The organism is Archangium violaceum, assembly GCF_016887565.1.
Lineage (GTDB): Bacteria > Myxococcota > Myxococcia > Myxococcales > Myxococcaceae > Archangium > Archangium violaceum_B.
On record NZ_CP069396.1, the window covers coordinates 3,534,406 to 3,548,231 of the forward strand.

General features: G+C 69.0%; 8 protein-coding genes. 5 read left to right on the forward strand and 3 right to left on the reverse strand.

Going from position 1 to position 13,826, the window contains the following annotated elements; genetic code table 11:
• Positions 1–42: 42 nt before the first annotated feature.
• Positions 43–2,766: a family 20 glycosylhydrolase gene (locus JRI60_RS14700; protein WP_204226474.1), complete on the forward strand. Its 2,724-nt coding sequence runs from the start codon at positions 43–45 to the stop codon at positions 2,764–2,766.
• An 81-nt stretch (positions 2,767–2,847) separates the two neighbouring features.
• Here JRI60_RS14700 and JRI60_RS54495 read toward each other — a convergent pair whose 3' ends face one another.
• The gene (locus JRI60_RS54495; RefSeq protein WP_275439264.1) at positions 2,848–2,970 is read right to left on the reverse strand and encodes a hypothetical protein; all 123 of its coding nucleotides are present in this window, start codon (positions 2,968–2,970) and stop codon (positions 2,848–2,850) included.
• A gap of 26 nt (positions 2,971–2,996) precedes the next feature.
• The gene (locus JRI60_RS14705) at positions 2,997–4,805 is read right to left on the reverse strand and encodes a hypothetical protein (RefSeq protein WP_204226475.1); all 1,809 of its coding nucleotides are present in this window, start codon (positions 4,803–4,805) and stop codon (positions 2,997–2,999) included.
• Positions 4,806–5,026: 221 nt separating this feature from the next.
• Between JRI60_RS14705 and JRI60_RS14710 the strand changes: the two genes are divergently transcribed.
• The 4 genes from JRI60_RS14710 (at position 5,027) to JRI60_RS14725 (ending at position 11,717) form a co-directional block, all read left to right on the forward strand.
• Positions 5,027–6,208: an HlyD family secretion protein gene (locus JRI60_RS14710; protein ID WP_204226476.1), complete on the forward strand. Its 1,182-nt coding sequence runs from the start codon at positions 5,027–5,029 to the stop codon at positions 6,206–6,208.
• 4 nt (positions 6,209–6,212) lie between these two features.
• Positions 6,213–8,903: an ATP-binding cassette domain-containing protein gene (locus tag JRI60_RS14715; RefSeq protein WP_204226478.1), complete on the forward strand. Its 2,691-nt coding sequence runs from the start codon at positions 6,213–6,215 to the stop codon at positions 8,901–8,903.
• Between the two features lie 5 nt (positions 8,904–8,908).
• Complete coding sequence (locus JRI60_RS14720; RefSeq protein WP_204226479.1) at positions 8,909–11,044, forward strand: ATP-binding cassette domain-containing protein; 2,136 nt, start codon at positions 8,909–8,911, stop codon at positions 11,042–11,044.
• Positions 11,045–11,153: 109 nt separating this feature from the next.
• A complete protein-coding gene (locus JRI60_RS14725; RefSeq protein ID WP_204226480.1) occupies positions 11,154–11,717 on the forward strand; it encodes a regulatory protein RecX in 564 nt (187 codons plus the stop codon).
• An 86-nt stretch (positions 11,718–11,803) separates the two neighbouring features.
• On the opposite strand, the gene agmC is transcribed toward JRI60_RS14725, so the two are convergent.
• Positions 11,804–13,810: an adventurous gliding motility protein AgmC gene (agmC, locus tag JRI60_RS54500; RefSeq protein ID WP_204226481.1), complete on the reverse strand. Its 2,007-nt coding sequence runs from the start codon at positions 13,808–13,810 to the stop codon at positions 11,804–11,806.
• Positions 13,811–13,826: the final 16 nt, after the last annotated feature.

Here is a 13,826-nt window from a genome sequence, read left to right on the forward strand (position 1 = left end):
AGTCCCCCCTCCCGGTGACTACCGCGTACGATGGACGGAACGATGAAACGACTCCTGTTGTGGCCACTCATGGTCGTCCTGGCCTCGGCGTGCCGGGGTCCCCAGCCGAAGCCGTCGGCCGAAACGCCCCAGGCTCGCACCGCGCTGTCCATCCAGTGGCGGCCCGTGGACAACCTCGTGGGGCGCGGCAGGTTCTTCCACTCCGCGCTGACGCTCGAGAACCAGGGGCCCGTCGCCTTGGGGTCCAGCGGATGGAAGCTCTATTTCAGCTTCTCCCGGCGTTTCCTGAAGGACGGCGAGGGCAATGTCGACCTGGTCCAGGCGCTCGAGAAGCAGGGGATCCGGATCTCGAAGGCGGACCTGGCCGGAAGTGGCGACTACCACGTGCTCGAGCCGCTCGCGGGCTTCCAGCCCCTTCTGCCGGGGGAACGACGCACCTTCGACCTGCTCGCCAACTACCAGGCCATCCTGAAGACGGACGCGCCCGCCGGGTTCCATGTCGTGTTCTCCGGTGAGCCGTCCCGGCGGGGTGTCGCCTTCGCCGTGCCGTTGACCGTCGAGTTCGATGTCTCCGACCGGAAGCAGACCACGCGCTTCGGAGGTGATGTGCTGCCGGTCCCGACGCCCGAGCTGCGCCATGCCGAGAACCCGGCCTTCCAGTCCCTGGCGCTCGCGGCCCGGCTCCTGCCGGTTCCCCGCCGGGTGAAGGAGGGGGCGGGACGGGTAACGCTTCGGGGCGACATCGACATCGGCCATGCCCCGGCCCTGGCGGGCGAGGCGGCCTATCTGGCCTCCGCGCTGCGGGACGTGCTGGCCGCGTCCATCACGACCCGCCCGGATGGGGGAGACGCGCGGATCTCGCTGCGTCTCGATGCCACCCTCGACATCGACGGAGATGGAGCACGCGACGCGGAGGGCTACCTCCTCGAGGTGAAGAACGGACGGGTGAGCATCATCGGCGCGGACGCGGCGGGCGCGTTCTACGGCATCCAGACACTCCGCCAGCTGGTGCCCACGGAGGCCTACGCCGCGGCGGTACGGCCAGGCGGCCGCCAGTCGGAGCTCTCCCTGCCGGAGGTGTCCATCGCCGATGCGCCCGGGTTCGTCTATCGCGGCATGCACCTGGACGTGGCACGTCACTTCCAGTCCAAGGAGACGATCAAGAAGCTGCTCGACGTGCTGGCGCACTTCAAGATCAACACCTTCCACTTCCACCTGACCGATGACGAGGGCTGGCGGATCGAAATCCCCGGCATCCCGGAGCTCACGAGCTACGGCGCGCGCCGTGGCTTCGACCCGGCCGAGGCAGGGATGCTCCACATGGCGATGGGGTCTGGAGACAACCGCGAAGGAGGGGACCCCCTCGACCTCGAGCCCGTCCGGCGCGAGGAGGTGGGCCGCGCGCTCCCACCGGCCTACCAGGGGTTCGAGCCGGAGATGCTCAACTTCGTCGGCAAGGGGAGCGGGTTCTACACGGCCAGGGACTTCGAGGAGATCCTCGCCTACGCCACCGAGCGGCACATCGACGTGATTCCGGAGATCGACGTCCCCGGACACTCCCGTGCCGCCGTCCGGGCCATGGAGTATCGCCATCGCGTCTTCCAGGGCTCGGACCCGCTCCGGGCCTCCGAGTACCGTCTGTCCGATCCGGAGGACACGTCCGAACACCTGAGCGTCCAGAGCTACACGGACAACTTCCTCAACCCCTGTCTGGAGAGCACGTACGCCTTCCTGGACAAGGTCGTCCGGGAGCTGAAGGCGCGCTACGACGCGGTGCCGGGCGCCAGGCTCGTGGCCATCCACGGTGGAGGCGACGAGCTGCCCTCACTGCGCTCCAACGTGTGGTGGCAGGGTTCACCGCAATGCAAGCGCAACTCCGCCACTCGGGACCTGTCCGATGTCCAGCTCTTCAACCACTTCCTCACCCGCTGGCATCGCATCATCACCTCGACCGGCGCGCGGATGACGGGCTGGGATGACGTCCTCCATCACGGTCTGGCGCTCGAAGGCTTCATCCCCATGCCCTGGAGCAATGTGTGGGGCTGGGGACGCGAGGGCGACGCCTATACCTATGCCAACCAGGGCTACCAGGTCGTCCTCGCCCACGCGACGAACCTCTACCTGGACATGGCGTACGACAAGGACCCCGACGAGCCGGGTGCCGCCTGGGCCAACTTCGTCGACGACCAGCGGACGTTCGAGTACCGGCCCTTCGACATCTTCTCCAACGCCACCGAGGATGCGATGGGCAGGCCCATCGCGCCGTCCACCTGGAAGGACAAGGAGCGCCTGTCGGCCGCCGGGAAGAAGAACGTCCTCGGCATGCAGGGCCTGCTCTGGGCAGAGAACGTCAAGACGCCCCAGGTGCTCGAATACCTTGCCTTCCCGAGGATGCTCGGTGTCGCGGAGCGCGCCTGGAACCCCGAGCTCCCGCCCGTGAGCGAGATGCCCGCGCTCTGGGCGCGCTACACCAACAGCCTGGGCCAGTACGTGCTGCCCCGCCTGGGCGTCTACCGGGCCGTGGACGTGCGCGGCGAGCTTCCGGAGCGCCTGGGCGTCAACTACCGCATCCCCCTGCCCGGAGCGCGGCGGGTCGAGGGCCGCCTGGAGGCGAACGTGCTCTTCCCTGGATTCGTCCTCGAGTACTCGACTGACGCGGGAGGAACGTGGAGCGTGTACTCGGGGCCCGTCCCCGTGTCCGGCAAGGTGCTCCTCAGGACCCGTGCGGGCGATGGCCGCTTCAGCCGCACCGCCGAGCTGGACTGAACCAACGGATGCGCGTCGCCAGCAGGCGGCGTACCGCCTGCTGGCGACGCGAAGCAAGCACGTACCGCCGTGCCTGGGTCATCACGCAAGAAGGTAGGGCGGTCTGATGATCGGGTATCCGCCACCGCCGCTGCAGCCGCGGCCACCATAACCACCGGGACCGACAGCCAACAGACCACCGCGAACCGTCGTCTTGATCTTCATGTGCTTCTCCTCCAGCTGGACGTATTTCAAACAGATGGAGTGCGGAGGGCGGCGTTTGTGATGCCATTGCAGCGGGTGGAGTCCTCCGTGTTCTCAATGGCGATGCTCAGCTCGTCTCGGAGCACATCCAGCAAGTAGGGCAACACGCCGATGGTACCTACGCGCAGGCGGTGGTGGAGCGCGAGATCCGCGCCGGAGAACTTCCGCGCCGGGTGGGGACGCTGGAGCAATGCATTGACCTGGCGCTGGACGTCTTCCAGGGCGCGAAGTGCCGAGCGTTCGATGGCCAGAAACTCCGCCGTGGCGTCCGCCACGACATCGAGGACGTCTCCCTGGTTCCCCGGGAGGGAACCCGCGCGTGAGCGGACCAGCTCCCGGAGTCGCAGGTGGGCCCTTCCATCCACCTCGTCCCTCGCGGGGGTGAACGCGTCCCGCAGGTGGAGCAGCGCGTCCTCTCGGAAACCCCGCAGTCCACGCTGGGCCTGGTCGAACATCTCGATGTAGCGGGCCTCGGCCCAGTCTCGCTGGGTGGCCTGGTCCAATCGAGTGGGAAGGATGATTTCCCAATCGCGCTCGACACGCGCTCGCAGCCGGCCCAGGACGCCACCGGGCTCATCCTCCACCGCGAGAAGCGCCCCGCGAATCACTTCGTAGGCGCGGCACATGTAGCTCCAGAGATTGAACTGGAGGCAATAGAGCTGGAGCCCGCGCAGCGCGTAATCCATCGCCGCGGGTATTTCGGAATCCCACGCCCCCTGGGTAGCGGGTACGCCCGCCACGGGCTTGCCATCCAGCAGCGTCGCGAGGAGCTCATCCACCATGGGCTGGGGTCCGGCGCAGACGCCGCGGTTGGAGATGAAGTGGTTGTCATGCTCGACGATACGGAACAGCTCGGCCGCCGTCATGGGCGTGTCGTATGTCATCGGCTGTTCCGGGAGGAAGAGCAGATAGGCCATCACCATCCTCACGCCGTCGGTGACCCGGAACATGGAGGACAGCACGGGATCCAACGCCCCGTTGGGGACGGGCGCGTTCGTGCGCATCAGCAACAGGGTCGGCAGGGCCAGCACGGAGCAGGCCATGGCGTGAAGATCCCCCATCCGCCAGCGCCCTTCTGGGAGCAGGGAATAGCGCCGCAGGAACTCCGAGCGAACCGCGCGCACCCCCTGCAACACGGGCTTCCAGTACCGCGTCATCGCCTTGAGCGCCGTCACGTTCATCATCGCATCGTTCCGGTAGCGGCTGCCCGGGTAGAGGCACATCCGCCACTCCGTCGGAAGCTTCATGCGCATGGCGTCGGGGAAGACATTGCTCTCCCCGACATGCCGTCCCTCCGTGTCGAATGCCGGGTGTGCGATGCGATGCACCGGGAGCACCGCCTCGAGGAAGCCCAGTTCCAGAGGCCGTCCCGCCAGCCGCTCCATGACACGGGGACAGTCCGGGTTCCACCACAGGGGCTCGGTGGGCGCCACCCGCTGCGCCTCGGCCTCCAGCATCTGCCGATGTTGGTCACTCTCGGCAGGTGGCTTCGTGGCCTCGCGCGAAAGGATGTCCTCGGCCAACAGCGCCTCGAGCAGCTTCCTCACACGCTCCCAGGGGTAGGGCTCACCCGTGCTCCACGTGGTGGCACTGCCCGCCATGAACTGGTCCTGTTTGATCAGTGTCTCGCCAAAGGAGAACAGCTCCGGCTCATCGAACGAGATTTCCTTGAAGCCGAAGTAGAGGCGCAACTCCCTGGTGCCTTCGGGAGTGGTCACATACTCGCTCGTGAAGCGACGCCGCATGGGCAGGTACAACAGCTCATGGGGACCAATCGATACGGCGTCCTGACTCATGAGAGCGCTCCTGGAAGCATGCCCGGGATGTTCAGGCGCTCGGGGGCCGCTCCATGCGAGGGTGTTTCTCAGGAAGACCGAGCACGGAGCGAGGCCCTTGTGATTCGAGTCATTTCCGGAGTGCCAGCAGGGAGAACGAGCAGGCTGCTCCCGTTGGCGCGTTGACGTCCCTCACGGAAAAGGTGGGTGCGCTCCATCACCAGGAGCATGAGGTTTCCTTCATGAGCGTCGAAGGCCTGTTCCCACGCACCTTGCGCGCGCTGGTGCGCGGGCGCGGGCGGCTCGTGTTCTGGCTGTTGCCGGTGGGGCTGATCGCTGTCTGGGGAGGCTGGTTCCTTCGGGCGCCCGTCACCGTCTACGAGCGCAGCGCGCGGGCACGTCTGGAGGTCCATCGTGAGGTGTATGCGATTGATGCGCCCGTGGAGGGGAGGGTGGTGATGGCGCAGGTGGAGCTCCACCGCTCCGTGCATGCTGGGGAGGTTCTCGTCGAGCTGGCACGTGAGCAGGAGTTGCGCCAGGTCGCGGAGGCCGAGGCCGTGCTTCGAGGACTGGGACCGCAGCTCGAGGCCGCGCGCGCGGAGCTCGAGTCCGAGCAGCGTGCGATGGTGGAGCAGAAGGGGCAGGGGGCCGCTGGCGTGCGCGAGGCGCGGGCCCGGCTCACCGATGCCGAGGCGGTCACGCGACGGGCCCGGGAGGAGGAGGCGAGCACCGAGCGGCTCTGGAAGCGGGGGGTGCTGAGCGAGATGGAGTGGCGGAGGGTCCACACGGAGCTGGAACGGTCCATGGCCTCGGAGCAGGCCGCGCGTGCCGCGCTGTCGCGTGTGCAATGGGAGGGAACGACACAGTCCACCGAGCGGCACACTCGCCTCGCCGCGCTGCGGGGGGAGATTGCCCGGCTCGAGGCGGACGAGAGTGTCGCGCGCGCCAGCGTGGCGCGCCTGCGCGAGGAGTTGGAGCGCCGCGTCGTGCGAGCGCCGGCCGAGGGGATCCTCGGTGAGACGAGCTCCGTGCGAGTGGGCACGCTGGTCAAGGCGGGTGATCCCATCGCGACGGTCGTCGCGGGGGGACCCGTGCGCATCGTCGCGCAGTTCTCCCCCGAATCCCTGGGGCGCATCCGTGAGGGACAGCGGGCGCGCATGAGGTTGGAGGGCTTCTCCTGGACCGAGTTTGGCGTGCTGAAGGCCACGGTGGTGGCGGTGGCGAGTGAGGCTCGCGAGGGTCTGGTGCGAGTCGAGCTGTCGGTGGATGACCTGCCGCCGGGTATTCCACGCGAGCATGGGTTGCCCGGCATCGTTGACGTCGCGGTGGAGCAGTCCACGCCCTTGTGGCTCGTGCTTCGCACCACGGGCCGGCGGCTCGACGGGCCGGATGGCGGGGCGGAGTCGTCGAGGGGCGGGGGCTGAAGCCATGGCGGGTGCACCACGACTCTTCGTCCCGGAGGTCATCCAGACGTCGGCCATGGATTGCGGTCCGGCGGCCCTCAAGGCCTTGCTCGGCGGCTTCGGAGTGTCGGTCAGTTATGGAAGGCTCCGAGAGGCCTGTCAGACCGATGTCGACGGCACCTCCATTGATACGCTCGAGGAGCTGGCCACCAGGCTCGGGTTGGTGGCGGAGCAGGCCATGCTCCCTCGCGATCATCTGCTCCTCGCCGAGATCGCCGCGCTGCCGGCCATCGCCGTGGTGAGGCTCGCGAACGGCAACCTGCACTTCGTGGTGCTCTGGAGGAAGTGGGGCAACCTCGTTCAGATCATGGACCCGGCGTTGGGGCGGCGGTGGGTGCCCGTGGCCGAGCTGCTCGACCGGCTCTATGTGCACGCGATGTCCGTGTCGGCCAAGGCGTTCCGCGAGTGGGCCGGTACGGAAGAATTTCTCGTGGGTCTGCGCCGCGGGCTGTTGGCGCTCGTCGATGTGCCACTGGCGGAGCGGCTTGTCGCCGAGGCCCTCGGGGATTCCTCCTGGAAGCGCCTGGCCTGCCTGGATGCGACGGTGAGGTTGGTGCGGACGCTCGTGGAGGGGGGTGGCGTCCAGCGAGGCGAGCCGGCCGCGAGCTTCGTCGAACGACTCCTGCGCGAGGTGCTCACCGCCCTGGAGGAGGGACGCGCCGAGGAGCTCATTCCCCCCACCTATTGGACGGCGGTTGGGAGACCGGACGCCGAGGAGCTCACCTTGCGCGGAGTCGTGTGCGTCAAGGCCATGGGGCCGCGGAGCGAACGCGGAGACGATGAACCGCCGCTGCCGCCGGAGCTCGAGGCCGCCTTGCGCGAGGCCCCCACACGCCCCCTGCGTGAGCTCGTGGCCCTGTTGCGCCGTGATGGGGTGCTCACGCCCACGGTGCTCGCCGCGATTGGAGTGACCGCGGCGGTGGGTGGCTTTCTGGAGGTGCTGCTCCTGCGCGGTGTCCTGGAGGCGGGGCGCTATCTCACGACCCCGGAGCAGCGCATCGCCGGCGTCGTGACGCTGCTTGCCCTGCTGGGGGTGCTGTTCACGCTCGAACTGCCGCTCACCCTCGGGACGCTCCAGCTGGGGCGGCGGTTGGAGCTCCGCCTCCGGCTCGCGTTTCTCGACAAGATCCCCCGCCTGGGGGATCGCTATTTCCGCAGCCGACTCGTCTCGGATATGGCGCAGCGCTGCCATGGCATCCACCTGGTGCGCACCGTGCCGAACCTGGCGATCCTCGTGTTGCGCGCTTCCGCCGAGCTGCTCGTGACGCTCGCGGGGCTGATCTGGTTGGCACCGCGAAGCGCGCCCCTGATCGTCCTGGCGGGTGGTCTGGCGCTCGCCATTCCCTTGCTCTCGCAGCGCTCATTGCTCGAAGCAGATCGTCGGCTGCGGGACTTCGACGGGGTTCTCTCGGGCTTCTACCTCGATGCCTTGCGTGGGGCCGTGGCGCTGCGGGCGCACCGCGCCGAGCTGACGCTGCGCCGGGCCCAGGAAGAGCCACTGCACGAGTTCGTCTCCGCGGCCCGCACGTTGCTGCGCCGTGGCATCACCGCCGACACACTCTCCGCTCTCGGCACCACCGGAGGCGCGGTTGCGATTGTCTTGCATGCGCTCTCGCGGGAGCCACGGCCCGGGGTCGTCTTGCTGCTCGTCTACTGGGCGTTTGCCCTGACGACGCTGGGCCGGCAGATCGCGGACGGGTTGCGCCAGTACCCCGCCGCGTCGTCGCTCACCGGCCGCTTGATGGAGCCGCTGCTCGCTCCGGACGAGGTGGCCACTCCCGTCGGGTTGGTCACTCGGAGGCGGACGGAGCGGCCGGCGGAAGCGGCTCGGGGGGTCGCGTTCTCGATGCGCCAGGTGGAGGTGAGAGCCGCGGGCCACACCCTCCTGAGAGGGATTGATGTGTCGGTTCGGCCTGGTGAGCATGTCGCCATCGTTGGCCCCTCGGGAGCCGGGAAATCGTCGCTGGTGGGACTCCTCCTGGGATGGCACCGGGTGGCCGGAGGCCGCATCGAGGTGGATGGGGAGCCCCTGGAGGGGGATGTCCTGTGTCGGCTGAGGCGGGAGACGGCATGGGTGGAGCCCGAGGTGGCGCTCTGGAACAGGTCCATGGTGGACAACCTCGCCTATGGCGTCGACGCGGGCGAGGCGCTGCCACGGGTGGGCCAGGTGCTGCACGCGGCCGACCTCATCGAACTGCTCGACACGCTGCCCCAGGGGCTTCAGACCCGTCTGGGAGAGGGTGGGGGCCTGTTGTCGGGCGGCGAGGGGCAGCGGGTGCGTCTGGGCCGTGCATTGCTCCGGCCGGGAGTTCGGCTGGTCATCTTCGACGAGCCGTTCCGGGGACTCGAGCGTGACCGCCGCACGGCGCTGCTGGCGCGGGCAAGACAGGGCTTCGCCGAGGCCACGCTGCTCTGCATCATGCATGACATCGCCGAGACGCTCTCGTTCGACCGCGTCCTGGTCATCCACGGAGGGCAACTGGTCGAGGATGGGGCGCCCCGGACGCTCGCCGCGCGTGAGGAGTCGCACTACCGCTCCTTGCTGGAGGAAGAGGCGGCGATGCGGTGCGCGCTGTCCGGGCGAGACGGGTGGAGGCGGCTCGTCCTGGAGCAAGGCGTGCTCTCCGAGCGGCCCGGACCGGGAGGGGAGGGGTGACGCTCATGGCGAGCGCGAAGACGCTGGATGCGGTGGCCTGGCCGCTCGAGCGCGCAGGGGAGGCCATGGAGGCCCTGGCGCGTGCGGCGCGATTGCCGCTCCCCAATCCACTCCCGGTCCTCTCGCACGCGATACCCGCGGACCCGAGCCGTGTGGGAGAGTGGCTGGACTCGGTGGCGCATGCGCTGGGGCTCGAGCTGGCGCCGCTCTACACGCGCCACGGTGAAGTCGAGATTGCCCTCGGCCGCGCGGTCCCAGCTCTCGTGGAGATGACGACTGCCCGGGGGCCCGCGGTGATTGCTCTGGCTCGTCTGTCTTCCTCGGGGCGGACCGCGCGGATCATCGCGCCTGATGAGACGCAACACGAAGTTCCCTTGTCCTCGCTGACCGTCGCCGCCCAGGCGCGTGTCGAGTGGCACCAGGGGCCCGTGACGGATCGTTTCCTGGATCGGGCTGGACTCCGGGAGCCCCAGCGGACCCTGGCCCGGCGGGCGTTGCTGGGGGCCCAGCTGGCCAATACACATCTCTTCGCCGCGCGTGGGCTGCGGCTGCCACCTGGAGCCCGTCCGGTCAATCACCTGCGAGCGCTGCGAGTCCGACGGCGGTTGCTCATGCTCCTCCTGCTGCAGGTCGCCCTCCAGGGGTGTCTGCTCTCCAGTTGGTGGTTGATCGGACGGGGAGCGTTCGAGGGGCAGCTCGATCGGGGCTGGCTCTGGGCCTGGGCCCTCATGGCGTTGACGATGGTGCCGCTCCAGGCGGCACTGGCGTGGTCCCAGGGGTCCCTGGCGATGGAGCTCTCAGCGCTGCTGCGCAAGCAACTGCTGGCGGGGGCGCTCGCGCTGCCCGTGGACGAGGCGCGCCGCGGTGGAATTGGCGAGTACGTCGGGAGGACTTTCGAGAGCGCGGGGATGGAGCAGATGGCGCTGACGGGCAGCTTCACCAGCCTGCTGGCGGTGATCGATCTGGTGCTGGCCGCGAGCGTGATGGTGACGGGCCCCGCACGTTGGTACGGGCTGGCGGCACTGGGGGGGTTCTGTTTCGTGTTGGCGGTGCTCGTCGCGCGCCAGTCGCTCCTCTTTCGCGCGTGGACGGAGGCGCGTGTCGTCATGACACATGCGCTCATCGAGCGCATGATCGGCCACCGGACGCGGCTCGCGCAGGAACAGCCGGAGAGATGGCACCAGGAGGAGGACCACGAGCTGGCTCACTACGCCGAGGCCTCCGCGCGGTGGGACGCGGCGTCGGCGCGGGTGTTGACCCTCGCCCGGCGGGGGTTCCTCCCGGTGGCGATCCTCGCGACGCTCCCAGGGGTGTTCGCGGGCGCCTCGACCGCGAGGATCGCGGTGGGGGTAGGGGCCGCGCTCCTGGCGACGCGGGCCCTGGGGTCGCTGACCGTCGGGGCTCTGGCCCTCATCGGTGCGCGCGTGTTGTTTCGCGGCGTTCGTCCCATCCTGGAGGCCACGATGCGAGGGACAGGTGGAGCCCCCAGGACGTCCCCCCTGCCTCCAGACGTGCCGCCCCCGAAGTCCCAGGCCTTGCTCGAGGTGCGTGAGCTCGTCTTCCGCCATGAGGGGGCTCCACGAGCGGTGCTCGAAGGGGCTTCGCTGGTCGTGCGCGCTGGCGAGCGCGTGCTTCTGGAGGGGCCCTCTGGCTCGGGCAAGTCGACATTCGCTTCCATCCTCACGGGGCTGCGGGTCCAGGGCTCGGGGCTGTTGTTGCTGGGGGGCCTGGACCTGGCGACCTGGACGATGGCGGGGTGGGGCGCGCAGATCGCGAGTGCCCCTCAGTTCCACGAGAACCACGTGGTGTCCGGCACGCTGGCGATGAACCTGCTGTTGGGACGTGCCTGGCCGCCCAGCAACGAGGATCTGAACAGCGCGAGGGCGCTCTGTGAGGAGCTTGGGTTGGGGGAGTTGCTGACACGGATGCCAGCCGGGTTGATGCAGGTGGTCGGAGAGAGTGGTTGGCAGCTCTCGCATGGAGAGCAGAGCCGTGTCTTCGTGGCGCGGGCCCTGTTGCAGAGGGCCAGTGTCGTGGTGCTCGACGAGGCTTTCGGGGCGCTGGATCCCATCACGATGCGCAAGGTGATGGCGTGCGTCGAGGCTCGTGCACCGACGCTCATCGTCATCGCGCATCCCTGAGGGATGGGGATGCCGGGGCCTTCCCGGCCGGCTGCCGGGCAGTGGACCGAGCACCCGAGGGCGCAATCTCGCTGTAGGCGTCGGACCGGCCTGTTACAAGCTCAGTTCCGTGGACGAGGCCGAACGAGCACAGGAACGGAAGCCGAAGGGGGCGCAGAAGCGACCCCGGAAGGTGTCTCCGCGCTATCTGGAGAATGCCGCGCTTCATTACCTGAAGCGGTATGCGGCGTCAGTGAGCCAGCTCAAGCGCGTGCTCATCCGCAGGGTGGATCGCTCCGTCCGCGTCCACGGCGGGGAGCGCGCCGAGGCACTCGGTTGGGTGGATGCGCTCGTGGACAAGCTCATCCGCAACGGGCTCATCAACGACAGTGCCTACGCCGGGATGAAGGCGCATGCGCTGCGCGCCTCGGGCCGCAGCTCCAGGGTGATTGCCCAGAAGCTGCGGATGAAGGGCGTCTCCGCGGAGCTCGCCCAGCAGAAGCTCGCCGAGGTCACGGCGGAGCTCTCCGAGGAGGATGCCGCCCGCATCTGGGCGCGCAAGAAACGCCTCGGGCCCTTCCGGCGCGATGCGCGGACCCGGGAGGAGAACCGACAGCGGGACCTCGCGGCGCTGGCGAGGGCCGGCTTCTCCTTCGGGATCGCGAAGAAGATCATCGACGCCGCGCCCGAGTAGCTGGGCTTCGTTCACCACGAAAAAAGCCGGGCCCCGCTTCCCAGGGAGGGAAGGGGAGCCCGGCTCGAATCACGGCCTGTGCGCCCTTAGTTGCGGCGCCGACGGCGGGCCAGCGCGGCGAACGCGCCCAGGCCCATCAGGACCAGCGAGGCGTCCGCCCCCGTGGCCGAGCACCCGTAACCACTGCCCAGGAGGGAGAGATCCGCTTCGGTGACACGGAAGGTCCGGGTGGCCGGGGTGTCGTCCACGTTGCCCGCTGCATCCCGGGCTCGCACCTCCAGGGTGTGTGCTCCCACGGCCAGGGCGGCGAAGGTGACAGGCGAGGGGCACGCGCTGAAGGAGGCGGCTCCATCCAGGCGGCACTCGTAGGTCACGTTCGTCTCGTTCGAGCTGAACCCGAAGGTCGCGTTCACCTCCCGGGTGAAGCCCGAGGGGCCCGAGACGATCTCGGTGTCCGGCAGTGTGGTGTCCACGGTGAAGGTGTTGACCGTGCTCCTGAGGCTCCGAAGCGCCTCGAGCTCCGCGACGGCCTGCACCGTGTGGTTGCCATCGGCCAGGTCCGCGGTCGGGGTGAGGGAGTAGTTGCCGGAGGCGTCGGACATCGTCCGGCCGAGCTCGTTCCCATCGAGGTAGATGATCACCTCGGCGTTGGGCGTGGCCGTGCCCGTGATGGGGGGGCGACGGTTGTTGGTGATGCTGCCGTTGGCCGGCGTGATCACCGTGGGGGGCGTCGGCACGATCAACCCGCCCGGCAGCACGGTGGAGGTGCCGTCGCCGCCCTGCTTGGCTCCGTAGGGGCCCCCATCGGGTGCCGAGGAGTCCAACTGACTGCCAGGCGTGGCGCCGGTGAGGATGATGAGGCAGGCGCCTCCCGGCGCGGCCTGGAACAACACCCGTCCACCACCACCGCCGCCACCCGGGCCCACTCGCGCGGCGTTCACACTTCCACCGATACCTCCGGTGGCGAGAACCGAACCGCACGTGGCCGTCCTGACGAAGCGCAGGTAGATGGAACCACCCGCGCCGCCACCACTGCCTCCATCCGAGACCGAGGTACCGCCCAGGCCTCCGGCGGCGCTGATGCCCCCGCTCCCCGTGAGCTGGTCCGCCCGGATGAAGATGGCGCCACCTCCACGTCCTCCCGCGTTCCCCGTGCCCGAGGCGCCATGACCGGCGCCGCCGCCACCGCCGAACGTGAGGTGGGTCAGCGCCGAGTAGGTGAGCGCCGCGCCTCCCAACCCGCCCACTTCCCGGCCATTGTCGGTGGCGAACTCCGAGCGCCCTCCCTGACCGCCCACCCCGCCATTGCCACCGCCTCCGCCGCCCGACTTGCGGCAGACGCCGCCGCCCGCGCCATTGGCCACGTTGCCGCGCCCGGTCTGCGTGAGGCCGTAACGCGAAGACGCGATTCCCTCACCCTTCTGTCCTCCCTCGGGGGCCGGCGTCTCCAGGTCCGAGCAGGCGGTCTCGAAGACGTCGTTGTTGACGTACTGACCCCCGCGAAACCCGATGAAGCTGGCGTCGATCTGCCCGTTGTTGATCACCGAGCCGGTGGCCAGGAACGCGACGATACCGCCCTCCGTCCCGCTCCAGGGCGTGGCCGTGATGGTCCGGCCGGAGGGAATGGTGACGTTGGTGTACTCGGGCACCCGGATGACCTGGGTCACGTTCGCCGCGTACGCGTAGACGAGCGGCGCCGTCAGCTCCAGCGTCGAGGGCGTCACCGTGGAAACCCGGGCCAATTCCCAACGGCCCACCGGGTCATTGGTGAGGTCGATGGGGGTCTGCGCTCCCGAGGCGGGAACGGGCTGGATGCCGGTCGTCTGGTACACCATCACCAGATCGCCGGCCGCGAAGCATGAGCTATCTCCGGCACACGGTCCGACCGTGATGGAGCTGTTCCCCACCGCCAGCGCCGCCGTCACCTGGGCGTAGCTGTTGATGATGGTGGTGCCGCTCCCCGACAACGCGAGCGGTCCATTGCGCCCCGTGCCCACCCCGAACGTGTCGTGTTCGGCCCGGGCCGTCATCGACCCGAGGGCCAGCACGCACAGCGCGGCCGCGAGCCACTTCTTCATGAATGGAGTTTTCATGGCCTTTGCTTCCTTC

Bases quoted from the DNA above. Each gene is read 5' to 3' on its own strand.
- JRI60_RS14700 (WP_204226474.1), top strand. From the start codon at position 43: ATGAAACGACTCCTGTTGTGGCCACTCATGGTCGTCCTGGCCTCGGCG.
- JRI60_RS54495 (WP_275439264.1), bottom strand. From the start codon at position 2,970: ATGAAGATCAAGACGACGGTTCGCGGTGGTCTGTTGGCTGTCGGTCCC.
- JRI60_RS14705 (WP_204226475.1), bottom strand. From the start codon at position 4,805: ATGAGTCAGGACGCCGTATCGATTGGTCCCCATGAGCTGTTGTACCTG.
- JRI60_RS14710 (WP_204226476.1), top strand. From the start codon at position 5,027: ATGAGCGTCGAAGGCCTGTTCCCACGCACCTTGCGCGCGCTGGTGCGC.
- JRI60_RS14715 (WP_204226478.1), top strand. From the start codon at position 6,213: ATGGCGGGTGCACCACGACTCTTCGTCCCGGAGGTCATCCAGACGTCG.
- JRI60_RS14720 (WP_204226479.1), top strand. From the start codon at position 8,909: ATGGCGAGCGCGAAGACGCTGGATGCGGTGGCCTGGCCGCTCGAGCGC.
- agmC (WP_204226481.1), bottom strand. From the start codon at position 13,810: ATGAAAACTCCATTCATGAAGAAGTGGCTCGCGGCCGCGCTGTGCGTG.